This is a genomic window from Pseudoxanthomonas sp. PXM03 (assembly GCF_014852005.1).
In the GTDB taxonomy this organism is placed as follows: Bacteria; Pseudomonadota; Gammaproteobacteria; order Xanthomonadales; family Xanthomonadaceae; genus Pseudoxanthomonas_A.
In genome coordinates, this window is the sequence record NZ_JACVAU010000001.1 from 1,695,727 (window position 1) to 1,716,148 (window position 20,422).

Here is a 20,422-nt window from a genome sequence, read left to right on the forward strand (position 1 = left end):
CGGATGAGGGGCGATGGAGTGGGAGACTCCAAATCAGAGGTGGGGCTGCCGCGTTCTATCGCGAGGCCAGAGGGTGTGTCTCCGTTGCCCCTCTCCCCAACCCCTCTCCCGCAGGGAGAGGGGCTCGGTGCATCACATGCCGAGCAGCATGCGGTGCGGGTTTTCCAGCTGGTTCTTGATGTCCACCAGGAACAGCACCGCGTCCTTGCCGTCGATGATGCGGTGGTCGTAGCTCAGCGCGATGTACATCATCGGCGCGGCGATGACCTGGCCGTTCTCGACGATGGCGCGGTCCTTGATGGCGTGCATGCCCAGGATGGCGCTCTGCGGCGGGTTGACGATGGGCGTGGACATCAGCGAGCCGAAGGTGCCGCCGTTGGTGATCGTGAAGGTGCCACCCTGCAGGTCTTCCAGGCCCAGCTTGCCGTCGCGCGCCTTCTTGGCGTACTCGGCGATGCCCTTCTCGATGTCGCCGAAGCCCATGCGCTCGACATTGCGCAGCACCGGCGTGACCAGGCCCTTCTCGGTGGAGACGGCGATCGAGATGTCGGCATAGCCGTGGTAGATGATGTCGCTGCCATCGACCGAGGCGTTGACCACCGGGTGGCGCTGCAGCGCGTTGGCGGCGGCCTTGGCGAAGAAGCTCATGAAGCCGAGCTTGATGCCGTTGGCCTTCACGAAGTCGTCCTGCAGCTCCTTGCGCATCTCCATGACCTTGGCCAGGTTGACTTCGTTGAACGAGGTCAGCATGGCGATGGAGTTCTTGGACTGCATCAGGCGCTCGGCGATGCGCGTGCGGATGCGGGTCATCGGCACGCGCTCTTCCGGACGCGCGCCGCCACTGACGCCGGCGGTCTTGCCGCTGGCGTAGTTGATGAGGTCTTCCTTGGTCACGGCGCCCTTGCGGCCGGTGCCTTCGACGTTGGCCGGGTCGATGCCCTGGGTGACGGCGGTGAAGCGCGCGCCCGGGGGCAGGCCGTCGGTGCCGGCGGCAGCGGCGGCCGGCTTGGTGCTGGACGGCGCGGCAGCGTCGGCCTTGGCGGCCTCGGCCTTCGGCTGCACTTCCTGCGCACCGGCGGCGGGCTTCTTCTCTTCGGCGGCAGCGGGCGCGGCGGCAGCCACGGCACCTTCTTCGATGATGGCCAGCAACTGCTGGCTGGTCACCGTGTCGCCTTCCTTGAACTTGATTTCCTTCAGCACGCCATCGACGGGCGAGGGCACTTCCAGCACGACCTTGTCGGTTTCCAGGTCCATCAGGTTCTCGTCGCGCTTGACCGCGTCGCCCACCTTCTTGTGCCAGGCGGCGATGGTGGCATCGGAGACGGACTCGGGCAGAACCGGAACTTTGACTTCAGTGGCCATGGGATGGGACGTCCTGGTGGTGTTGTTCTAGGAATCTTGGGGTTTATTCGGCAACGTTGTCGTTGCCGAGCTTGTTGACCAGCGCATCGGCGACCAGCTTCAGCTGTTCCTCGACGTGCTCGGCGAAATGGCCGGCGGCGGGCGAGGGCGAACGCGGACGGCCCGCGTAATGCAGCGATTGCTTGTCGGACAGGCAGGCCTGCAGGTGATGCTTGATCTGGTACCACGCACCCTGGTTCTGCGGCTCTTCCTGGCACCAGACCACTTCGGTGGCCTTGCCGTAGCGCTTGAGTTCGGCAGCCAGCTGCTCACGCGGGAACGGGTAGAGCTGCTCGATGCGCAGGATGGCGACGTCGTCCTGACCGCGCTTCTGCTGGTCTTCCACCAGGTCGTAGTAGACCTTGCCCGAGCAGGCCACGACGCGCTTGACCTTCTTGGCATCGGCGCCGGCGTCGGGGATCAGATGCTGGAATTCGCCATTGGCCAGTTCGTCCAGGGTGGACACGGCCAGCTTGTGGCGCAGCAGCGACTTCGGCGTCATCACCACCAGCGGCTTGCGGGTGGTCATGCGCATCTGGCGGCGCAGCATGTGGTAGCACTGGGCGGGCGTGGTCGGCACGCAGACCAGCATGTTCTCCAGCGCGCACAGCTGCAGGAAGCGCTCCAGGCGTGCGGAGCTGTGCTCCGGGCCCTGGCCTTCGTAACCATGCGGCAGCAGCAGGGTCAGCCCGCTGATGCGGCCCCACTTGGCTTCGCCAGCGGCGATGAACTGGTCGATCACCACCTGCGCACCATTGGCGAAGTCGCCGAACTGCGCTTCCCAGATGCACAGCGTGTTGGGATCCGTGGTCGAGAAGCCGTACTCGAACGCCATCACCGCTTCCTCGCTGAGCAGCGAGTCGATGACGGTCGCCTGTTCCGGCTGCTCCACCAGTTGGCGCAGCGGCAGGTAATAGCTGTCGGTCTTCTGGTCGTGCAGGATCGCGTGGCGGTGGAAGAACGTGCCGCGCCCCGCATCCTGGCCGACCAGGCGCAGGCCATTGCCTTCCGCCAGCAGCGTGGCGTAGGCCAGGTTCTCGGCGAAGCCCCAGTCGGCCGGCTGTTGGCCGGCGGCCATCTTCACGCGGTCTTCGTAGATCTTCGCTACGCGCGGATGCAGCACCACGCCGGCCGGGATCGTGGTGATGATCTTCGCCAGCGAGTCCAGCGAGGTGCGCTTGACCTTGGTGTCGACCGGATCGCTGAGCTTGCCGGACAGGTAGCGCGACCAGTCGATCGCCAGCTCGTCGCCCTTCTGCTTGGCCAACTCGGTGGTGTATTCGCCGGAATCCAGCTTGTTGCGGTATTCGTCCACCAGCGCCTTGCCGCCCTCGGTGGGGATGATGCCCGCGCTTTCCAGCTTGGCGGCATACATCTCGCGGGTGGTCGCGTGCTTGCGGATGGTCTGGTACATCACCGGCTGCGTCGCAGCGGGTTCGTCCGCCTCGTTGTGGCCGTGGCGGCGGTAGCACACCAGATCGATCACCACGTCCTTCTTGAACTGCTGGCGGAAGTCGTACGCCATCTGCGCCACGAAGACCACCGCTTCCGGATCGTCACCGTTCACATGGAACACGGGGGCGCCGACCATCTTGGCGACATCCGTGCAGTACATGGTGGAACGGGCGTCTTCCTTGTTGCTGGTGGTGAAGCCGATCTGGTTGTTGATCACGACATGCAGCGTGCCGCCGACGGCAAAGCCGCGCGCCTGCGACATCTGGAACAGCTCCATCACCACGCCCTGGCCCGCGAACGCGGCGTCGCCATGCATGATGATCGGCAGCACGGTCTGGCGCGCGGCGTCGGTGCGGCGCTCCTGGCGCGAACGCACGCTGCCGGCCACGACCGGGTCGACGATTTCCAGGTGCGAGGGATTGAACGCCAGCGCGAGGTGGACCGGGCCGCCGGGCGTGGCGATGTCGGCGGAGAAGCCCATGTGGTACTTCACGTCGCCGGCGTGGGCCAGGCTGTTGTCGTGTTCGAACTTGCCTTCGAACTCGTCGAACAACTTGCGCGGACTCTTGCCCAGGGTGTTGACCAGCACGTTGAGGCGGCCGCGGTGGGCCATGCCGACCACGATGTCCTTGACCCCGCCTTCGCCCGCGCTGCGGATCATGGTGTCGAGCAGCGGGATCAGCGCGTCGCCGCCTTCCAGCGAGAAGCGCTTCTGGCCCACGTATTTGGTATGCAGGTAGCGTTCCAGGCCCTCGGCCGCCGTCAGGCGCTCCAGCGTGCGGCGCTTGGCCTCCGCGGACAGGCCGAACTGGCCACCGGCGGTTTCCAGACGCTGGTACAGCCACTGGCGCTGGTCGACTTCCGGGATATGCATGAACTCGACGCCGATGGGGCCGGTGTAGGCCGCCTTCAGCCGAGCCAGCAGGTCACGCAGCTTCATGCGCGTGTTGCCGCCGACATTGCCGGTGCTGAACTCGCTGTCGAGATCGCGTTCGGAAAGGTTGTGGAAGGCCAGGTCCAGGTCCGGCGGATTGACCGGCGGGGTCAGGCCCAGCGGGTCGAGCTGCGCCCCCAGGTGCCCGCGCGAACGATAGGCGGTGATCAGGCGACCCACGTTGCGCTCGCGCTCGTCGCCGCCGGCGGCCACGACATGGCCGTTGTTGGCGGCCTGACGGGCGGCGTCGGTGATCTGCTGGATCACCACCGAATGCGGGACATCACCCGCCTCGTGGCCCTTGAATCCGTCGAAGTAGGCCTTCCACTTGGGGCCCACGCTGTCCGGGGCGACGAGGTATTGCTCGTACAGGTCTTCGACGTAGGAGGCGTTGCCCCCGTTGAGCTGCGAGGATTGCGCGAACTGCTTCAGGAGATTGTCCACGATGGCGATGGCGTGCTGTGGGTAGTCGAGGGGGCGCTTGCGGCCCATATCGCGCTGAGTCTCACGCGCATGGACGAAAACCCGGAAATTATACCCCCATGCCGGGAGGGGGGCGTAACCGGATTGGACTAAAGGCGCAGGTTGCGGGCAGGCGATGCGGCCGGGCGTGGCGACGGCGGTGCCTGATCAGATGCCCAGCGCACGGTATTCGGTCACCGGACGCGCACGCTCCCACATCCGGGTGAACTCGTCGCTCAGCTGGCGGGCACGGCCGGCATGCGTCAGGCCGGCTTCGCCGTCGAAGCGATGGCCCAGCGGCCGGTGGTAGTAGCCGTGATCATCGTTGGCGACGAAGGCGGCCGTATAAGACAGGTCGACCGGGTCCTGCACTTCGCGGAAGGCGAACACGCTGGGCAGGCGCTGCCCGAGCCCGATCAGGGGAGCCAGCATGCGCTGGGGCGTGCCGGCATCCTGCAGCAGCACCTGGATCTGTGCGCCTGTCTGGCGGGTGGCGAAATGGCGGACTGCATCCACGACAGATGGAGCATCCCACAGCCCCGGGTCCAGCGCGCGACTGCAGATCACCAGCGTCCGTCGGGCCTGGGCCACGATGGCCGTGGTGATGGCGACTGCTTCGGCGCGATGGGCGATGGTGGCGGGTCCGGACAATGTGCGGCGCATGCCCTGGTGCTCGATGCCGGCTTCGAAGAAGCGCTCGCCTTCGGGCAGGAAACCCTGGCGGGCGTAGAAGCCTTCGGCATCGACCTGTGCGTGCAGTGACACGTCGGGCCAGTGGCGACGGCGCGCTTCCTCCAGCAGCGCGCCCAGCATGGCCGCGCCGACCCCCCGGCCACGCCAGGCCGGGAGCACCGCCATGCGACCGATCCGGTGGTCGGGCGTCAGGCGCGCAGTGCCGATGGCCTGCCCGGCGCCGTTGCGGGCGAGCACGTGGTGGCAGAGCGGGTCCAGCGCATCGCGCTCCAGATCGCGGGGGACCTGCTGTTCCTGCACGAACACGGCATCCCGTACCTCGTGCAGTAGCGCGGAGGTGGTGGCGTAGTCGACGGCTTCGACGTGGTAGTCCTGCGCGGCCTTCATGCGTCTTCGTCCTGCGGGTCGGGATCGTCGTCGTCGAACGCCAGCTGGTAGTGGCCCTGCGCGGCGAGCGCCATCACCGCGTCGCGGCCGGCATCGCTGAGCGCACCGTACGTGGTGCTATCCAGTCCTTCCAGCGCCGCCAACTGCTGGGCGTCCTTCACCGGCAGGGCATAGTCCAGGCCATTGCAGAACAGGCTGGCGCCCTGGCGGCGGCGGCGCCATGCGAAACGCGAGAAGGGATGACGCAACAGGCGTGCTCCCTGTTGCAGGTCCCATTCCATCTCGATGCGGGACGGCGTCTCCGGCGCGGGCATGACATCGCCGGACGCGCGATACGTGGTGATGAAGCGGCCGAACCAGTCCCCCACGAGGTCGGGGTCGTTCATGCGCAGGGCATTCAGCGCCTCGACCACGCGTTCCATCGCACGGGCGTCGATTTCGTTGGGGTCCTGCGGAGCCGTCAGGTCTTCGTCGTGATAACGCACGGCCTCGTCGGCCTCGGCGATGAGCGTGTCCAGGTAGTCGCCGATCAGTTCCGCCGACGAGGGCGCGCGCATGCCTACCGAGAACGTCAGGCAGGCGTTTTCCGCCACGCCGTGGTGGGGCACCAGCGGCGGCAGGTAGAGCATGTCGCCTGGCGACAACACCCACTCGTGCGTGGCATTGAAGTCGCGGAGCAGCTTGATCGCCACATCGTCCTGGAATGCCAGGTTGGGGGCCGCATTTCCCATCGCCACGCTCGCATCGATCATCCAGCGCCGTTCACCCTGTGCCTGCAGCAGGAACACGTCGTAGTGGTCCACGTGCGCGCCGACCGAACCGCCGGTGGCGGCGAAGCTGATCATGATGTCGTCCACGCGCCAGCGCGGAAGGAAGCGGAACTGCTCCAGCAGCGCGCGTACGTCGGGATCCCACTTGTCCACGTCCTGCACCAGCAGGGTCCAGTCATGGTGCGGCAGGCCGGGGAAATCCTCTTCCTGGAAGGGGCCCGTGCGTACATCCCACGTGCCGGTGTCGCGGTCCAGGCTGATCAGCCGGGCCAGGACGCCTTCCTCGCAGGCCAGCCCGGCGAGGTCTTCAGGCTGCACCGGGGTCTCGAAATCCGGGAACGCATTGCGGATCAGCAGTGGCCGCTTGTGCCAGTAATCGCGCAGGAAGCGTTCGGCATGCATGCCGAGCGGGAAATCGCGGGTCGCATCGATCTCGAAGGGAAGGGAGGAGGACCGCGAGGACTTTTTCTTGTTCATGGGTTCGGATTCGCGCGGCGGCAAACCGGGCATGGGAGAGGGTGACCAGCGTCGCGAAGGACAAGGCGCCGGGCATTGATGCCGATCAAGGCGACGCGCTCGTCAGGGCGATGGCGTGGCGGCTTCATCGGCGAGCCGTTTGTCCAGGCGCACGGTGGCGGACTGCGCATACGCGCGGCAGGCGGCGGCGTCCACGAGCGGACTGTCCGCACGGGGGCCGATCCGCGTCCACAGGCGGCTCGCGGACGGGTGGGGCGTGACGAGAATGCCGCAGTCGAGCGCGGCGATGCGTGCCAGCGTGTCGCGGAAGGCCGCGACGTAGCCTGGATGCGCGGCGTCGTCGCTGTAGCGGTACACATCGTCGGAGATCGCGGTCAGGCTGTCGGCGTAGACCATCGGGTGGCAGGCGTCGCCTTCACAGGAGCGCCAGGTCCAACTGGTGCCGCCGGGTGTATGCCCGGGCGACGCGACCGCTTGCAGGGCCAGCGAGCCGACGCGCACCACGCCGTCATCGGCGAGCGTGATGACATTCCCGACCGGTGTGATGGGTTCCGCCACCTCCAACTGCGGGTCGCGGCGGTCCGGCATGCCGCGCTTCAACGTGTCCACGGCGGGTGCGCGCGCATACACGGGTGCGCCGGTGGCACGCTGCAACTCCGCCAGGCTGCCGGCATGGTCGTAGTGCTCATGCGAGAACACGATGGCGCGCACATCCTCCGGCTTGAAGCCGAGCGTCCGGATGTTGGCAAGGATCTGCGCGCCGGCCTGCGGCGTGGCGGCGTCGACCAGGATGTGGCCTTCGTCGGAGGTCACCAGCAGTGCGCTGATGCCGCAGGTGCCGACGTACCACGTGTTGCCGTAGACCCGCAGCGGCGTGGCAGGGTCGTTCCAGCCGGCGTCATCGGTGCAGGCCTTGGCGGCAGGCGTGTCGGAGGCGAGCGCGGCGATCGGAAGGGCGAGGGCAAGCAAACCGCAGAGCAGCGTGGCGCGGAACATCATGTGGCAATCTCGTCGTAGCCGCGATTGACGAACTGCAGCAGGCACCAGCCATGGCCCCAGGGGTCGGCCAGGCGGACGATGCGGCCCCAGTTCGTCTCGCGGATGGGGGTTTCCTGTACCAGACCCGCCTGCAGGGCGCGGTCGAGGGCAGGTTCAAGGGATTCCACCACCACGTCCAGGTGCACGGGCGTCCAGTGGCGGGTGTAGTCGCGCAGCGCGTCCGTCGTCGCGACGGAACCCGCGGCGTTCTGCAGCAGGTAGATGGGTGCCTGCGCACCCAGCAGTTCCACGCCACCATCGCCGAAACGGCGCGCGGCGACCAGGCCGAATGCGTGCGTGTAGAGCGTTTCCGCAGCGGCCAGGTCGGATACGTCGATGTTGATCAGCAGGTGCATCGTCGTCCCGTCCGGCTCGGCCCCGGTCAGATTCCGCGCGCCAGTCGTTCCGCCAGGCCGGTGTAGCTGCCGGGTGTCATCTTGCGCAGGCGCTGCTTGGCATCGTCAGGCAGGTCCAGCGATTCGATGAACGCGCGCATCGAATCGGCCGTGATGCCCTGGCCGCGGGTCAGCGCCTTGAGCTGTTCGTACGGGTTCGGCAGACCGTGGCGACGCATCACCGTCTGCACGGCTTCGGCCAGCACTTCCCAGGCGGCGTCGAGGTCGGCGTCCAGGCGCTGCGGGTTCACTTCCAGCTTGCCCAGGCCCTTGGCCAGCGAATCCAGCGCCACCTGCGTGTGACCGAAGGCCGTGCCCAATGCGCGCAACACGGTGGAGTCGGTCAGGTCGCGCTGCCAGCGGCTGATCGGCAGCTTGGCGCTGAAATGCTCGAACAGCGCGTTGGCGATGCCGAAGTTGCCTTCCGCATTTTCGAAGTCGATCGGATTGACCTTGTGCGGCATCGTCGACGAACCGACTTCGCCTTCCTTCAGGCGCTGCTTGAAATAGCCCAGCGAGATGTAGCCCCAGATGTCGCGGGCCAGGTCGATCAGGATGGTATTGGCTCGGCGCGCGGCGTCGCCGATTTCGGCCACGTTGTCATGCGGCTCGATCTGGGTGGTATAGGGGTTGAACACCAGGCCCAGGCCTTCGACGAAGCGATGCGCGAAGGCGGGCCAGTCCACGTCGGGGTAACTGGCCACGTGGGCGTTGTAGTTGCCCACCGCGCCATTGATCTTGCCGGTCAGCTCGACTGCGGCGATCTGCGCGCGCTGGCGCTCCAGGCGCGCCACCACATTGGCGATCTCCTTGCCCAGCGTGGTGGGCGATGCAGTCTGGCCGTGCGTGCGGGACAGCATCGGTTGTGCGGCCTGCGCGTGGGCCAGCTTGCGCAGCGTCGCGGCGACGCCGTCCAGTGCGGGGAGCAGCACTTCGCGGCGCGCCTGTTCCAGCATCAGGCCGTAGGACAGGTTGTTGATGTCCTCGCTCGTGCAGGCGAAGTGGACGAACTCCAGCGCCGGCGCCAGTCCGGCATCGTCCTTCAGCTGTTCCTTGATGAAGTACTCCACCGCCTTGACGTCGTGGTTCGTGGTGCGCTCGATTTCCTTCACGCGTGCGGCGTTGGCAACGCTGAAGCCGTCGGCCAGCGCGCGCAGCTTCGCCGTCGCCGCCGCGGAAAAGGCGGGCAGCTCCACGATGCCCGGTTCGGCGGCCAGTGCCAGCAGCCACTCGACCTCCACCTTCACGCGGGCGCGGATCAGGCCGTACTCGGAGAAGATCGGACGCAGCGCATCGACCTTGCCGGCGTAGCGGCCATCGAGGGGGGACAGGGCGAGCAGGGACGAATCCGACATGGGCGCGAGGGAGGAAGCTGAAAGGGAGCGTTCCATTTTACCCCGGGAAAGCGGCGATCCGGCCTGGCGTATCCTGTGGCCCCCGCCAGCCGCCGGCTTCCCTGCCGTCGCGCAAGCCGTGAATCCCTCCAGGAGACGGTGATGACCCAGAAGAAGACCGCAGGCAAGCCCCGCGCCGCACGCACCCGTATCGAGCACGACAGCATGGGCGAACTGCAGGTGCCCGTGGACGCGCTATGGGGTGCGCAGACCCAGCGCGCCGTGCAGAACTTCCCGATTTCCGGGCGGCCGATGCCACGCGGCTTCATCCGTGCGCTCGGGCTGGTGAAGGGTGCCGCCGCCGACGTCAACACCGACCTCGGCCTGCTGCCCAAGGGTATCGCCAAGGCCGTGCAGGCGGCCGCGCAGGAGGTTGCCTCCGGAGCGCACGACGCGCATTTCCCGATCGATGTCTACCAGACCGGATCGGGCACCTCGTCGAACATGAACGCCAACGAGGTGATCGCCACGCTGGCGACGCGTGCGGGCAAGGCGGCGGTGCACCCGAACGACCACGTCAACCTGGGGCAGAGCTCCAACGACGTCATCCCGACCGCCTTGCGCGTCGCGGCGCAACTGGCGGTGATGGAGGACCTGCTGCCGGCCGTCAGGCATCTGCGCAAGACCATCGACGCGCGTGGCAAGGCGCTGGCGAAAGTGGTCAAGACCGGCCGCACGCACCTGATGGATGCCATGCCGTTGACCTTCGGTCAGGAGTTCTCCGCATGGTCGGCGCAGCTGTCCTCGGCACAGGCGCGCATCGAGGACACGCTCACGCGCGTGCGCCGGCTGCCGCTCGGCGGCACGGCGATCGGGACCGGCATCAACGCCGATCCGCGCTTCGGCACGCGCGCGGCAAAGGTGTTGTCCACGCTGACCGGTACCCGCTTCGAAAGTGCGCAGAACAAGTTCGAGGGGTTGGCGGCGCAGGACGACGCGGTCGAACTGTCCGGCCAGCTCAGCGTGCTGGCCGTCGCGCTGACCAAGATCGCCAACGACCTGCGCTGGATGAACTCAGGGCCGTTGGCGGGCCTGGGCGAAGTGGAACTGCCGGCGCTGCAACCGGGCAGTTCCATCATGCCGGGCAAGGTGAATCCGGTGATCCCGGAGGCCACGGTGATGGTGTGCGCGCAGGTGATGGGCTACCACACCGCCGTGACGGTGGCCGGCCAGACCGGCAACTTCCAGTTGAACGTCACGCTGCCGCTGATCGCGAACAACCTGCTGGACGGCATCCAACTGTTGTCGAACGTGACGCGGTTGCTGGCGGATGACTGCATCGCCGGCCTCAAGGTGCGTGGCGACCGCGTGCAGGAAGCGCTGGACCGCAATCCGATCCTGGTGACGGCATTGAACCCGGTGATCGGCTACGAGAAGGGCGCCGCCATCGCCAAGCAGGCCTACAAGCAGAACCGGCCGGTGCTGGACGTGGCGCGCGAAGTCACCGGGCTGCCGGAAAAGACGCTCAGACCGCTGCTGGATCCGGCCGTGCTGGCCAAGGGTGGCATCCATGGCAAACCGGGTGGCGGGGGCGGTTGAGGGTGTCGCCGCGCGTCAGTCGCGCGGCGGCCACTCGCCCGGGATCTTCGTCCCCGACAGCATCGCCAGCGCGCCTTCGCACATCTGCTGCTTCTGCTCGGGCGTCCCGGTGTCCAGCCGGCCCAGTCGTTGGGCCAGGGTGCGCTCCCGGTATCCGGCCAGCGTGTCGCCGGGTTCGAATTCGGCCAGTGTCAGCAGCCGTCCTCGTTCAATCTGGTCCTGGTGGGTGTTGACGTAGCGGAAGTACGCCGGTGCGGCGCGCTGCAGGTAGGTGGCATCGGTCGCGACACACTTCTCGATCAACACCGGCATCGCGAACGTCGCGACGTAGGCGATATGGTCCTGGAACGCGCGTTCGCGCACTGGATCGGCGGCATCCGCCGCATGCGCGGTGGAGATGCCCAGGGCGACAGCCAGGGCGATGGGCAATAGTGGCTTCATGTCTTTTCCGCAGGGTAGGTATGCGCGCTAGGGCGCTGGCGCGCCGCCCGGGCGGCGCGGGAGGCGTCAACGGGAGGCGTCAACGGGAGGGGGCTTCCGCCGGTTCGGCGGCTGCGGCCGCATCGGCTTCCGCCGCCGCGTTCACGTTCGAGCCGTCCTTCGCATCACCGTGGATGGTTTCGCCGATCGCGCGTCCGACGTCTTCACCTGCGGCATAGCTGCTGCTCTGGCTGCTGCGACAATCCTCGACGTCATCCAGGTCCATCGTCGCGTACGGCTGGAACGAGGGCAGTGACGCGGCGAGATCCTGCTGCGCCTTGTACAGGCCGGGCAGGCGCTCGCAGATCTTCATGGCCTCGGCTTCCACCTTCTTCGCTTCAGATTCGATCTGCTGCTCGATCTGGTCCGGATTGCCGCTGAAGATGCCTTTCACTGCAGCACCGACGGCCTTGCCCGCCAGCTTGGCGCCTTCCTTGCCCGTCGCGATGCCCGCATCGGCAATACCGCCGAGTTCACGGTGGTAGGCCACCAGCAGCGTGCGCTGGGCATCAGTCACCTCGACCGTCTTGCCGTCGATGATGAAGTCGCCCTTGGCCGAGATCTCCGCCTTCGGGTGACCGGTGGCGTTGAGCTTGAGGTTCTGGCCCCACAAGGCACCGGAGACTTCGGCGCTGTCGCCTGGCTGCGGGCCCCGCGAACACGCGGCCAGCAACAGGAGGGAGAGTGCCGACGCGATCGGAATGATGCGGTTCATGTCGTTCCTTGAAAGTCAGTGATGCTTGGGAATGTCGAGCGCGCCCTTGACGCCATCGTGGTCAATGTCGCCACTGCCGACGGAGCGGACGGTCAGTCCACCGCTGACGTTGCGGACCTCCACGCCACCGGAGCCGACCGAGCCGACGACCACGTCACCGGTGATGTCGCGCAGATCCGCGCCGCCGGAGCCGATCGAGCCGATCTCCACGTCACCGCTGCCCGCCAGGCTGAAGCCGCCCGACCCGATGCTGCCGACATGGGTCGTGCCCTGCACCTTGTGCGCCTCCACATCGCCCGAGCCGATCGACACCACTTTCAGGCTGCCGGCACCCTGGATATCGATATCGCCCGAGCCCACCGAGGTGGCGGCGAGTCCGCGGATGTCGCGGCCCACGGCGTGGCCGGAGCCGACATCGGCGCTGAACACCGGCGCGCCCGTGACCTCGGCTTCGCCCGAGCCGACCTTCACCTGCACGGGCAGATGGTCGGGCAGGGTCGCCGTCAGGTTCATGTAAGCGTAGTTGCTGCCGAACGAAAGACCGCTGAAGCTGCCTTCCTGGTACATCCGCACGATCAGCTTGTCGCCGGCGCGCCGCTGTTCGATCTTCAGGCGAGCGAGCCGGTCGGCGTGACTGCTGCAGGCCCTGCCATCCATCGCGGCAGGCGCACCGGCACGCGACTCCACCGTCAGATCGTGCGGGCCGACCTCGAACACCACGGTCTTTGCGTCGCCGATGTCGAGCGTCAGCTGGCGTGGCGCTTCGTGCTTGCAGTACCTGTCCGACGCCAGCGCGGGTGCGGACAGGGAGAGCAGGGCGAGCAGCGGGGAGGCGATAAGGGCGGTACGCATCGGCGGGTCTCCGGAATCAGGTCAGTCATGCGGAAGCTGCCGGCGGCGAGGGGCGGCGCGCCCGGCGAACTCAATGGGGGTTACCGCTTGGCAAACTCGCGGCGGACTTCCTTCTCGCAGTCCTCGACATCGTCCGCTTCCAGCGTGGCGTAGGGACGGAATGGCGGCAGGCTGGCGGACAGGCGCTCCTGGCTGACCAGCAACGCGGGCAGGCTGTGGCAGATCTGCCGAACGCCCGGTTCGATGGTTTCCCTCACAGTCTTTTCCACGCGGCGCTCCAGGCTGCCGGTCATGGCGCCGAACATCAGGCTGAAGATGCCCCGGTCCACCGCGTCCAACGCCGCCTGCGCGCTGCGCTCGCCGATGTCGATGCCGGCCTTGGCGATGTCGATCATCTGGCCGCGATAAAGCAGCAGTTCCTGCCGCTGGCGGCCGTCGATGGCGACCGGCCTGCCTTCGATCAGGAAGTCACCAAGGGGAGTTATCTCCGCCTTCGGAAGTGATGTGTCCTTGTCGGCGGCGCGGTTGCCGGACGATGCCCCGAAGCGCATGTTATCGCCCAGCTGCAGGTTGCCGGTTTCCAGCTCACGGCGGGCAACGGCCAGTTCTGCCCGCACTTCGTTGCGCGCGCTCGCCAAGTCGGCACTGATCTCGCGGTCGATGCTGCTTTCCTTCGTGTTCGCGGCCTGCGCGGCGAGCGGCAGCAGACTCGCCAGCAGCAGGGGCATCAGGGAGCGGTGGATGCGTGTGGAATGCATGTCGGATCTCCTTCGTATGGGGGATCTGTGCGCGTCTTGCGCGAATCCCCTGGGGCTTGCATGCCGCGCATGATGCGGCCGACGGCAGAAAACTCAGAAGCTCCAGTTGCCGTCGCCGTTGGCATCGCCGCAGTCATCCACGTCGGACTGGTCCATGCTCGCGTAAGGCTTGAACTCGGGCAGTGCGGCGGCCAGCGCCTGCTGCGCGCTGAGCAGTCCAGGCAGGCGTGTGCACAGCTGCGCCACCATGGGCTTGATCTTCGCCTTGGCCTGTTCACCGACCTGCTGGCCGATCTCGTCGCCGGACTGGCCAGCCAGCACACCCTTCAAGGCCGAGGCCGCAGCATCGATGCCCACGCGGGCGCCTTCCATGCCGATGGCCATGCCGTCGCCGACCACGCCCAGCAGCTCGCCGCGATAGGCCAGCACCAGCGCCTTCTGTTCCGGAGTGGTCGCGACCGCCTTGCCTTCGATCAACAGATCGCCGGTCGGGGTTATCTCGGCCTTGGGCAGGGATCCGTTTTCGTTGCGGTTGAGCGACAGGTTCTCGCGCGCCAGACGTTCGCGCGCGGTGGCGATTTCCTCGCGGGCCTTTTCCATTTCCTGGCTGGCCTCGCCCAGGCCCTTGGCCACTTCGCCCACCGCTTCAGCGGCGATGCCGGTGGGCGCGTTGTCCTGCTTGTCCTGTGCCGGCTGGCAGGCCGCCAGCAGCAGGACGGCGGCGATGGAGGCGCTGTGGACCAGTAGAGCGTACTTGCGCATGGGATGTCCCTTGTCGTGTCGGATCGAAGCGGGCGGCGGTGGGGAGCGCCGCCCCGGGGGGCTTATTCGCTTTCGCGCCAGCGACGCAGATAGATGGCACCGATGATCAGGGCCACGCCGATCACTGCACCGATCCACAGGTCGGCCGTGGCGAAGGCCTGCCAGCTGCGGGTCAGGTCGATGGCATTGGCCAGTTCGTCCGGGGAGTTGAAGTCGGCATGTGGGTTTGTGGCTCCGCCCTGCAGGGTGGGGAACCAAGCGCCCGGGATCACGCTCGCCAGCCCGCGGTAAACCACGGTGTACCAGATCAGATCGTGGCGGACCTCCAGGCCCGGCAGGATGTCGGTCATGCTGATGATGACGCACGCCAGCACCGGCACCAGCACCGCCCAGAGGAACGGCTTGCTGCGCGACCAGGCCGAGCAGAACATCAGCCAGCCCACCGCCGGCAACGCCCAGAACACGTAGACGGGCAGGGAGGCAAGCACGCCGCCGATGATGCGCAGCGGATGCGAGTGGGTGAACACCGCGCCGCCAGCCGGCAAGCCGTTGATCGAAATGGTCAGCGCCGAGATCAGCCACATCGCCATGCCGATCAGGATGCCCACGCCCACCGCCAGCAACGGCGCTAGCAGCAGCGCCCACGCCAGCTTGGACAGCACCATGTGCGTGTCGGAGATGGGCAAGGACTTCCAGAACAGCACGCTGCGGTCGCGGCGGTCGTCGTACAGCGTGCCCAGCGCATAGAAGAAGACTACGAAGGCCAGGACCACGCAGGCCAGGATCACGCCGCCCAGCAGCATGCCGTCGCCGATGCCGCCGACGATCTGGTGGGCCTTTTCCGGCGCCTCCTCGACGCTGAAGCCACCGCCGTTCATCTGGCCACGTGCGGCGATGCTGCCAATGACGGCCAGGATCAGGTTGAGGACCACGAAGATGCCGCCGGTGATGACAGGCGCCCAGAAGAATCCGCCACGGTTTTCCCAGAACTCGCGCTTCAGCAGCCACGTGAACGCGCCCGGCTTGGAGGATTTACCCAATGTCGAAGTCACGGCGTTCATGCGTAGGTTCCTTTCATGATGGCGACGAACAGGTCGGCCAGGCCAGGGGTACGGGTTTCGCCGAGGGCGGCGAGATGGCCTTTCGGCACGCCGTCGAACAGCAGCACGGTCTTGCCGAAGGGCAGGGCGCGTTCGTCGATGGGTTTCAGGGCGCGGGCCTGGTCAACCGCCTCGCCACTGACCAGCACTTCGGTGTAGCGCTCGGCCATGTCCTCCATCTGCGACGTGAGCACGATCTTGCCGTCGCGGATGAACATGACGTCGGTGAGGATGTGTTCGATCTCTTCCACCTGGTGGGTGGTGACGATGATCGTCTTCTGTTCGTCGAAGTAGTCCTCCAGCAGGCGCTGGTAGAACTGCTTGCGATACAGGATGTCCAGGCCCAGCGTGGGTTCGTCCAGCACCAGCAGCTTCGCGTCGATGGCCATCACCAGCGCCAGGTGCAGCTGCACGATCATGCCCTTGGACATTTCGCGCACGCGCAGGTTGGGCTTCAACTGGGTATTGGCGAGGAAACGCTCGCATTTGGCGCGATCGAAGCGCGGATGCACGCCGCCCACGAAGTCGATGGCCTCCTTGACCTTCATCCAGCGCGGCAGCACCGCCACGTCGGCGATGAAGCAGACATCCTTCATCAACTCGTCGCGGTCCTTGCGCGGATCCATGCCCAGCACCTTCAGCTGGCCTTCGAATGGCGTCAGGCCCAGGATGGCCTTCAGCGCGGTGGTCTTGCCGGCCCCGTTGGGACCGATCAGACCGATGATCTTGCCCGCTTCGATCTCGAAGCTCGTGTTGTCCAGCGCAAGCTTGTTCCTGTAGGCCTTGCGCAGGCCGTGGGCCGACACCACGGCGTTGGCGATTGCGGCATTCATCACTTGTTCCCCTTGGATTGCAGCAGATCTTCAATGGACAGGCCCAGGCGCTCGATGCGCTCGGCGACAGCGGGCCATTCCTCGGTCAGGAACCGCTCGCGCTCGGTGCCGCGCAGCTTCTTGGCCGCCTCGTCGGTGACGAACATGCCCAGGCCGCGGCGCTTCTCCACCAGGGCTTCATCCGCCAGCTCCTGGTAGGCACGCGAAACGGTGATCGGGTTGAGCTGGTACTCCGCCGCCACCTGGCGGACGGAGGGCAGCGCGTCACCCGGCTTCAGGATGCCGTCCAGCATCATCGCGATCACGCGATCCTTCAGCTGGCGGTAGATGGGAGCGCCGTCGCTCCATTGGATGGAAGTCATGGCTCAGCTCCTCGGACGCAGCGATTGGCCAAAGGAGAAATAGGGCATGGCCAGCGATGCCCGGGCGCGGCGCTTGTGCTGCCGGGCTTCGGGCTTGCCGTCGTCGCCTGCGATCTCGAGGGCTTCGGATTCCAGCGCGCCCACCAGCGCGGCGGATTCCACCTCGGCCGTGCGTGCGCCGGTGACGGCCGCCAGCGCGCCCACTGCCAGCAGCAGGCCGCCGACGGCGAGGCTGGGCAGGGCGTGGGTCAATTTCTGGTTCATGGCATCCCCCCGTGAGTTGGGTGAGTGGTGTTGTATTCAACTATAACACCAAAACACAGGGCGTCAACGGGGTGACCGGGTTTTGTCACCCAACTGAAGGCATACTTGTCATGTTCGTAATAGCGGGGTGAGGTCATGAAGTTCAAGTCATTGAAAATGCTGTCATTTCTTGCGCTCGTGAGTGTCTCCGCGACCGTGCTGGCCGCCGGTTTGCTGGACGTCGCCTACCGCCCACTGGCCGGCAAGGTGCCCGTCAACCTGAAGGAAAAGTATGCGGGCCAGGTGCTGCTGGTGGTGAACACTGCCAGCAAATGCGGTTACACGCCGCAGTACGAAGGGCTGGAGGCGCTGCACAAGCGCTATGCCGGTCAGGGATTCGCGGTACTCGGTTTCCCCTCCAACGACTTCAAGGGCCAGGAGCCGGGCAGCGAGAAGGAGATCCAGGAGTTCTGCACGCTGACCTATGGCGTGAAGTTCCCGATGTTCGAGAAAGTGGTGGTGACGGGCGAGAAAGCGACGCCGCTTTACCGTTCGCTGGCGCAGGCCACGGGCACTGCCCCGGGATGGAACTTCCACAAGTACTTGATCAGCCGCGACGGTCGCGTGGTGGCGAATTTCCCCAGCAAGGTCTCGCCTGAAGACCCCGCCGTGGTGGAAGCGATCGAGCGCGAATTGAAGGCCCCGCGCGCTGCGCGTTGATGCAGTGCCTTCGCGGGTGGCTGGCATGCCACAATACGGGTTTGGCGCCGCCATCGTGGCGCAGGTTCCAGGAGCAGAAAGGATGAAGCGGTCGGTCCGCGGCGCAGCCGTGTTGTTGGCAATCTCGTTTTCGATGCTGGGAGGCAGCGTGTCTGCACAGGAAAAAACCGCGCTGGTCACCGAGCGCGACAAGGTGAGCTACGCGATTGGTGTGGATGTGGGCAATTCGCTGCAACCGGTGGGGCCATTCCTCGATGTGGCTGCGTTCGAGCGCGCGATCATCAACACGTTCGCTGGCAAGCCCGCGCTGATCTCCGAGCAGGAAGCGCAGGCGACCGACCAGTTGCTGCGGGTGAACCTCGCCGTGGCCGAAGGCCAGCCGGTCCCCGGCATGCCGCCGGGCAGCACGCCGCCGGCGGTCGACAAGACCAAGGTCGGCCTGTTCCTGGGCACCTATGTGGTGGGCCCCTCGCTGATGCCGTTCAAGGATGAGCTGGACACGGCCGTGCTCGCCCAAGCCGTGCGGACGCTGACCAGCAAGAGCGGCACGCCCCTGCTGAGCGTGGAGCAGGCGCAGGCCGAGATGCAGGCCTATATCGCCAAGCGTCAGGCCGGTGCGTCGCAGCGCAATCGCGACGAGGGCGCCAAGTTCCTCTCCGCCAACAAGACCAAGCCCGGTGTGGTCACCACCCCGTCGGGGCTGCAGTACATGGTGCTGCGCCAGGGCAACGGACAGCGGCCGATGTCCACCAGCCGCGTGCGCGTGAACTACGAAGGCAAGCTGCTCAACGGCGAAGTCTTCGACAGCTCGTATGCGCGCGGTGAGCCGGCCGAGTTCGGCCTGAACCAGGTCATCGCAGGCTGGACCGAAGGCGTGGCCCTGATGCCCGTGGGCGCCAAGTACCGCTTCTGGATCCCGTCCAACCTGGCCTACGGTCCCAATGGTGCACCCGGCGGCAAGATCGGCCCGGATGCGACGCTGACCTTCGACGTCGAATTGATGGGCGTGCTGCAATAAGTCGCTGGTGTAATCGCGGCTCCCCCGGCCAGGAAGTGCTTTCATGCGCGTTGCGATCTTCGGTACCGGTTACGTCGGGCTGGTGACAGGCACCTGCCTGGCCGAGGTCGGGCATGACGTGGTCTGTATGGACATCGACCCCGCGAAGGTCGATGGTCTCAATCACGGCGTCGTCCCCATCTACGAGCCCGGCCTGTCGCCGATGGTGAAGGCCAACCATGCCGCGGGGCGCCTGCGGTTCACCACCGTTGCGGAAGAGGCCATCGCGCACGGTGACGTGGTGTTCATCGCCGTGGGTACCCCTCCCGACGAGGACGGCAGCGCCGACCTGCAGTACGTCCTGGCGGTGGCCGACACCATCGGCCGCAACCTCCAGCAGCCTTGCATCGTGGTCAACAAGTCCACGGTGCCGGTCGGCACCGCCGACAAGGTGAGGGCGGCCATCGACGCCGAACTCGCGGCGCGCGGCGTGGAGATCGCGTTCGATGTCGTCTCCAATCCCGAGTTCCTCAAGGAAGGCGATGCGGTCAACGACTGCATGCGCCCTGATCGCATCGTCATCGGCGCCTCGGATCCGCAGGCCGTGGAGAAACTGCGCCGTCTCTACGCACCCTTCAATCGCAACCACGAGCGCATCGTCGTCATGGACGTGCGCTCTGCCGAGCTGACCAAGTACGCCGCCAACGCGATGCTGGCCACCAAGATCAGCTTCATGAACGAGATCGCGAACATCGCCGAACGCGTCGGTGCCGACGTGGAGCATGTGCGGCAGGGCATCGGTTCCGACCCGCGCATCGGCTGGCATTTCATCTATCCCGGCGCAGGCTACGGCGGCTCCTGCTTCCCCAAGGATGTGCAGGCGCTGGCACGCACCGCGCAGCAGCATGGTTACCAGGCCGAACTGCTGCAGGCCGTGGAGGCCGTCAACCACCGCCAGAAGGCCCATCTGTTCGAATTGATACAGCGTCACTATGACCGCGGCGAAGACGAGGGCATCCGTGGCAGGACGTTCGCGGTCTGGGGGCTGTCGTTCAAGCCCAACACCGACGACATGCGCGAAGCCAGCAGCCGCAGGCTGCTGGCGGAGTTGTGGGACGCCGGTGCGAAGGTCCGCGCCTACGACCCGGAGGCCCGCGAGGAAGCCGCCCGGATCTTCGGTGAACGCGACGACCTGGTGCTTTGCGATGACGCACGCACTGCCGTTGAGGGTGCCGATGCACTGGTGGTGGTGACCGAGTGGAAGCAGTTCCGCAGCCCGGATTTCGCGCGCCTGCGCGACACCCTCGGCGATGCGGTGGTCTTTGACGGCCGCAACCTGTACGACCCCGGCGAAGTGGAAGCCGCAGGCATCGCGTATTACGGCATCGGGCGCGGGAGATCCTTGCATGCAGACTGACCTGCTGTTGCAGGGCGACACGCTCGAGCGCCGCCTGGTGGAGATGGAAACCCGTCTGGCGTTCCAGGAGCATTCGCTCAACGAGCTGAGCGAGGCGCTGGCGGACGCACGGGCCGAGAACCAGCGCACCGCGCTGCTGCTCCGGCACATGGTGGAGGAGCTCGGAAAGGTACGTACCTCGCTGTTCGAGGACCCCGCCAACGAACCGCCGCCGCCGCATTATTGATACGCTTGGGAC

At 66.5% G+C, this 20,422-nt stretch carries 21 protein-coding genes; 5 read left to right on the forward strand and 16 right to left on the reverse strand.

Going from position 1 to position 20,422, the window contains the following annotated elements; genetic code table 11:
* Window positions 1–132: 132 nt before the first annotated feature.
* The 7 genes from sucB to purB all read right to left on the reverse strand — a co-directional run bounded on the left by sucB (window position 133) and on the right by purB (window position 9,367).
* Window positions 133–1,362, reverse strand: coding sequence for a dihydrolipoyllysine-residue succinyltransferase (sucB, locus tag IB223_RS07985; RefSeq protein WP_192201051.1), 1,230 nt, complete (start codon window positions 1,360–1,362; stop codon window positions 133–135).
* A gap of 43 nt (window positions 1,363–1,405) precedes the next feature.
* Window positions 1,406–4,234 (reverse strand): 2-oxoglutarate dehydrogenase E1 component, encoded by a 2,829-nt coding sequence (locus IB223_RS07990; protein WP_343227178.1) that lies wholly within the window; start codon window positions 4,232–4,234, stop codon window positions 1,406–1,408.
* Between the two features lie 186 nt (window positions 4,235–4,420).
* Window positions 4,421–5,332, reverse strand: a complete 912-nt coding sequence (locus tag IB223_RS07995) for a GNAT family N-acetyltransferase (protein WP_192201053.1) — start codon at window positions 5,330–5,332, stop codon at window positions 4,421–4,423.
* A complete protein-coding gene (locus IB223_RS08000) occupies window positions 5,329–6,579 on the reverse strand; it encodes a cupin domain-containing protein (RefSeq protein ID WP_192201054.1) in 1,251 nt (416 codons plus the stop codon). Before IB223_RS08000 ends, IB223_RS07995 begins: the two co-directional genes overlap by 4 nt.
* A gap of 102 nt (window positions 6,580–6,681) precedes the next feature.
* The gene (gene bla / locus IB223_RS08005; protein ID WP_192201055.1) at window positions 6,682–7,578 is read right to left on the reverse strand and encodes a subclass B3 metallo-beta-lactamase; all 897 of its coding nucleotides are present in this window, start codon (window positions 7,576–7,578) and stop codon (window positions 6,682–6,684) included.
* Window positions 7,575–7,973 carry a VOC family protein gene (locus tag IB223_RS08010; protein WP_192201056.1) on the reverse strand — a complete coding sequence of 133 codons (399 nt, stop codon included), beginning with the start codon at window positions 7,971–7,973 and terminating at the stop codon, window positions 7,575–7,577. The genes bla and IB223_RS08010 overlap by 4 nt, the downstream gene beginning before the upstream one ends.
* Before the next feature lie 26 nt (window positions 7,974–7,999).
* Window positions 8,000–9,367: an adenylosuccinate lyase gene (gene purB / locus IB223_RS08015; RefSeq protein ID WP_192201057.1), complete on the reverse strand. Its 1,368-nt coding sequence runs from the start codon at window positions 9,365–9,367 to the stop codon at window positions 8,000–8,002.
* Between the two features lie 141 nt (window positions 9,368–9,508).
* Between purB and IB223_RS08020 the strand changes: the two genes are divergently transcribed.
* Window positions 9,509–10,945 (forward strand): class II fumarate hydratase, encoded by a 1,437-nt coding sequence (locus IB223_RS08020; RefSeq protein WP_192201058.1) that lies wholly within the window; start codon window positions 9,509–9,511, stop codon window positions 10,943–10,945.
* A 15-nt stretch (window positions 10,946–10,960) separates the two neighbouring features.
* On the opposite strand, the gene IB223_RS08025 is transcribed toward IB223_RS08020, so the two are convergent.
* The 9 genes from IB223_RS08025 to IB223_RS08065 form a co-directional block, all read right to left on the reverse strand.
* Window positions 10,961–11,386 carry a hypothetical protein gene (locus tag IB223_RS08025; RefSeq protein WP_192201059.1) on the reverse strand — a complete coding sequence of 142 codons (426 nt, stop codon included), beginning with the start codon at window positions 11,384–11,386 and terminating at the stop codon, window positions 10,961–10,963.
* Window positions 11,387–11,465: 79 nt separating this feature from the next.
* Complete coding sequence (locus IB223_RS08030) at window positions 11,466–12,140, reverse strand: hypothetical protein (RefSeq protein WP_192201060.1); 675 nt, start codon at window positions 12,138–12,140, stop codon at window positions 11,466–11,468.
* A 15-nt stretch (window positions 12,141–12,155) separates the two neighbouring features.
* Window positions 12,156–12,992 carry a hypothetical protein gene (locus IB223_RS08035; protein WP_192201061.1) on the reverse strand — a complete coding sequence of 279 codons (837 nt, stop codon included), beginning with the start codon at window positions 12,990–12,992 and terminating at the stop codon, window positions 12,156–12,158.
* An 80-nt stretch (window positions 12,993–13,072) separates the two neighbouring features.
* On the reverse strand, window positions 13,073–13,750 hold the full coding sequence (locus IB223_RS08040; RefSeq protein WP_192201062.1) for a hypothetical protein: 678 nt from the start codon (window positions 13,748–13,750) through the stop codon (window positions 13,073–13,075).
* Window positions 13,751–13,843: 93 nt separating this feature from the next.
* Window positions 13,844–14,512 carry a hypothetical protein gene (locus IB223_RS08045; protein ID WP_192201063.1) on the reverse strand — a complete coding sequence of 223 codons (669 nt, stop codon included), beginning with the start codon at window positions 14,510–14,512 and terminating at the stop codon, window positions 13,844–13,846.
* A gap of 62 nt (window positions 14,513–14,574) precedes the next feature.
* Entirely contained in the window at window positions 14,575–15,573 is a 999-nt protein-coding gene (locus IB223_RS08050; protein WP_192201064.1) for an ABC transporter permease, read from the reverse strand.
* A complete protein-coding gene (locus IB223_RS08055) occupies window positions 15,570–16,445 on the reverse strand; it encodes an ABC transporter ATP-binding protein (protein ID WP_192201065.1) in 876 nt (291 codons plus the stop codon). Before IB223_RS08055 ends, IB223_RS08050 begins: the two co-directional genes overlap by 4 nt.
* Window positions 16,445–16,807, reverse strand: a complete 363-nt coding sequence (locus IB223_RS08060) for a GntR family transcriptional regulator (RefSeq protein ID WP_192201066.1) — start codon at window positions 16,805–16,807, stop codon at window positions 16,445–16,447. The genes IB223_RS08055 and IB223_RS08060 overlap by 1 nt, the downstream gene beginning before the upstream one ends.
* Window positions 16,808–16,810: 3 nt before the next feature.
* Window positions 16,811–17,071, reverse strand: coding sequence for a hypothetical protein (locus IB223_RS08065; RefSeq protein WP_192201067.1), 261 nt, complete (start codon window positions 17,069–17,071; stop codon window positions 16,811–16,813).
* Between the two features lie 156 nt (window positions 17,072–17,227).
* Here IB223_RS08065 and IB223_RS08070 point away from each other — a divergent pair, with 156 nt between their 5' ends.
* From IB223_RS08070 to IB223_RS08085, 4 genes are all read left to right on the forward strand, one after another.
* Window positions 17,228–17,770: a glutathione peroxidase gene (locus IB223_RS08070; RefSeq protein ID WP_225590972.1), complete on the forward strand. Its 543-nt coding sequence runs from the start codon at window positions 17,228–17,230 to the stop codon at window positions 17,768–17,770.
* 82 nt (window positions 17,771–17,852) lie between these two features.
* A complete protein-coding gene (locus tag IB223_RS08075; protein ID WP_192201069.1) occupies window positions 17,853–18,788 on the forward strand; it encodes an FKBP-type peptidyl-prolyl cis-trans isomerase in 936 nt (311 codons plus the stop codon).
* 43 nt (window positions 18,789–18,831) lie between these two features.
* Window positions 18,832–20,184: a UDP-glucose/GDP-mannose dehydrogenase family protein gene (locus tag IB223_RS08080; protein ID WP_192201070.1), complete on the forward strand. Its 1,353-nt coding sequence runs from the start codon at window positions 18,832–18,834 to the stop codon at window positions 20,182–20,184.
* Window positions 20,174–20,410, forward strand: a complete 237-nt coding sequence (locus IB223_RS08085; RefSeq protein ID WP_192201071.1) for a SlyX family protein — start codon at window positions 20,174–20,176, stop codon at window positions 20,408–20,410. Before IB223_RS08080 ends, IB223_RS08085 begins: the two co-directional genes overlap by 11 nt.
* Window positions 20,411–20,422: the final 12 nt, after the last annotated feature.

Bases quoted from the DNA above. Each gene is read 5' to 3' on its own strand.
- sucB (WP_192201051.1), bottom strand. From the start codon at position 1,362: ATGGCCACTGAAGTCAAAGTTCCGGTTCTGCCCGAGTCCGTCTCCGAT.
- IB223_RS07995 (WP_192201053.1), bottom strand. From the start codon at position 5,332: ATGAAGGCCGCGCAGGACTACCACGTCGAAGCCGTCGACTACGCCACC.
- IB223_RS08000 (WP_192201054.1), bottom strand. From the start codon at position 6,579: ATGAACAAGAAAAAGTCCTCGCGGTCCTCCTCCCTTCCCTTCGAGATC.
- bla (WP_192201055.1), bottom strand. From the start codon at position 7,578: ATGATGTTCCGCGCCACGCTGCTCTGCGGTTTGCTTGCCCTCGCCCTT.
- IB223_RS08010 (WP_192201056.1), bottom strand. From the start codon at position 7,973: ATGCACCTGCTGATCAACATCGACGTATCCGACCTGGCCGCTGCGGAA.
- purB (WP_192201057.1), bottom strand. From the start codon at position 9,367: ATGTCGGATTCGTCCCTGCTCGCCCTGTCCCCCCTCGATGGCCGCTAC.
- IB223_RS08020 (WP_192201058.1), top strand. From the start codon at position 9,509: ATGACCCAGAAGAAGACCGCAGGCAAGCCCCGCGCCGCACGCACCCGT.
- IB223_RS08025 (WP_192201059.1), bottom strand. From the start codon at position 11,386: ATGAAGCCACTATTGCCCATCGCCCTGGCTGTCGCCCTGGGCATCTCC.
- IB223_RS08030 (WP_192201060.1), bottom strand. From the start codon at position 12,140: ATGAACCGCATCATTCCGATCGCGTCGGCACTCTCCCTCCTGTTGCTG.
- IB223_RS08035 (WP_192201061.1), bottom strand. From the start codon at position 12,992: ATGCGTACCGCCCTTATCGCCTCCCCGCTGCTCGCCCTGCTCTCCCTG.
- IB223_RS08040 (WP_192201062.1), bottom strand. From the start codon at position 13,750: ATGCATTCCACACGCATCCACCGCTCCCTGATGCCCCTGCTGCTGGCG.
- IB223_RS08045 (WP_192201063.1), bottom strand. From the start codon at position 14,512: ATGCGCAAGTACGCTCTACTGGTCCACAGCGCCTCCATCGCCGCCGTC.
- IB223_RS08050 (WP_192201064.1), bottom strand. From the start codon at position 15,573: ATGAACGCCGTGACTTCGACATTGGGTAAATCCTCCAAGCCGGGCGCG.
- IB223_RS08055 (WP_192201065.1), bottom strand. From the start codon at position 16,445: ATGAATGCCGCAATCGCCAACGCCGTGGTGTCGGCCCACGGCCTGCGC.
- IB223_RS08060 (WP_192201066.1), bottom strand. From the start codon at position 16,807: ATGACTTCCATCCAATGGAGCGACGGCGCTCCCATCTACCGCCAGCTG.
- IB223_RS08065 (WP_192201067.1), bottom strand. From the start codon at position 17,071: ATGAACCAGAAATTGACCCACGCCCTGCCCAGCCTCGCCGTCGGCGGC.
- IB223_RS08070 (WP_225590972.1), top strand. From the start codon at position 17,228: ATGCTGTCATTTCTTGCGCTCGTGAGTGTCTCCGCGACCGTGCTGGCC.
- IB223_RS08075 (WP_192201069.1), top strand. From the start codon at position 17,853: ATGAAGCGGTCGGTCCGCGGCGCAGCCGTGTTGTTGGCAATCTCGTTT.
- IB223_RS08080 (WP_192201070.1), top strand. From the start codon at position 18,832: ATGCGCGTTGCGATCTTCGGTACCGGTTACGTCGGGCTGGTGACAGGC.
- IB223_RS08085 (WP_192201071.1), top strand. From the start codon at position 20,174: ATGCAGACTGACCTGCTGTTGCAGGGCGACACGCTCGAGCGCCGCCTG.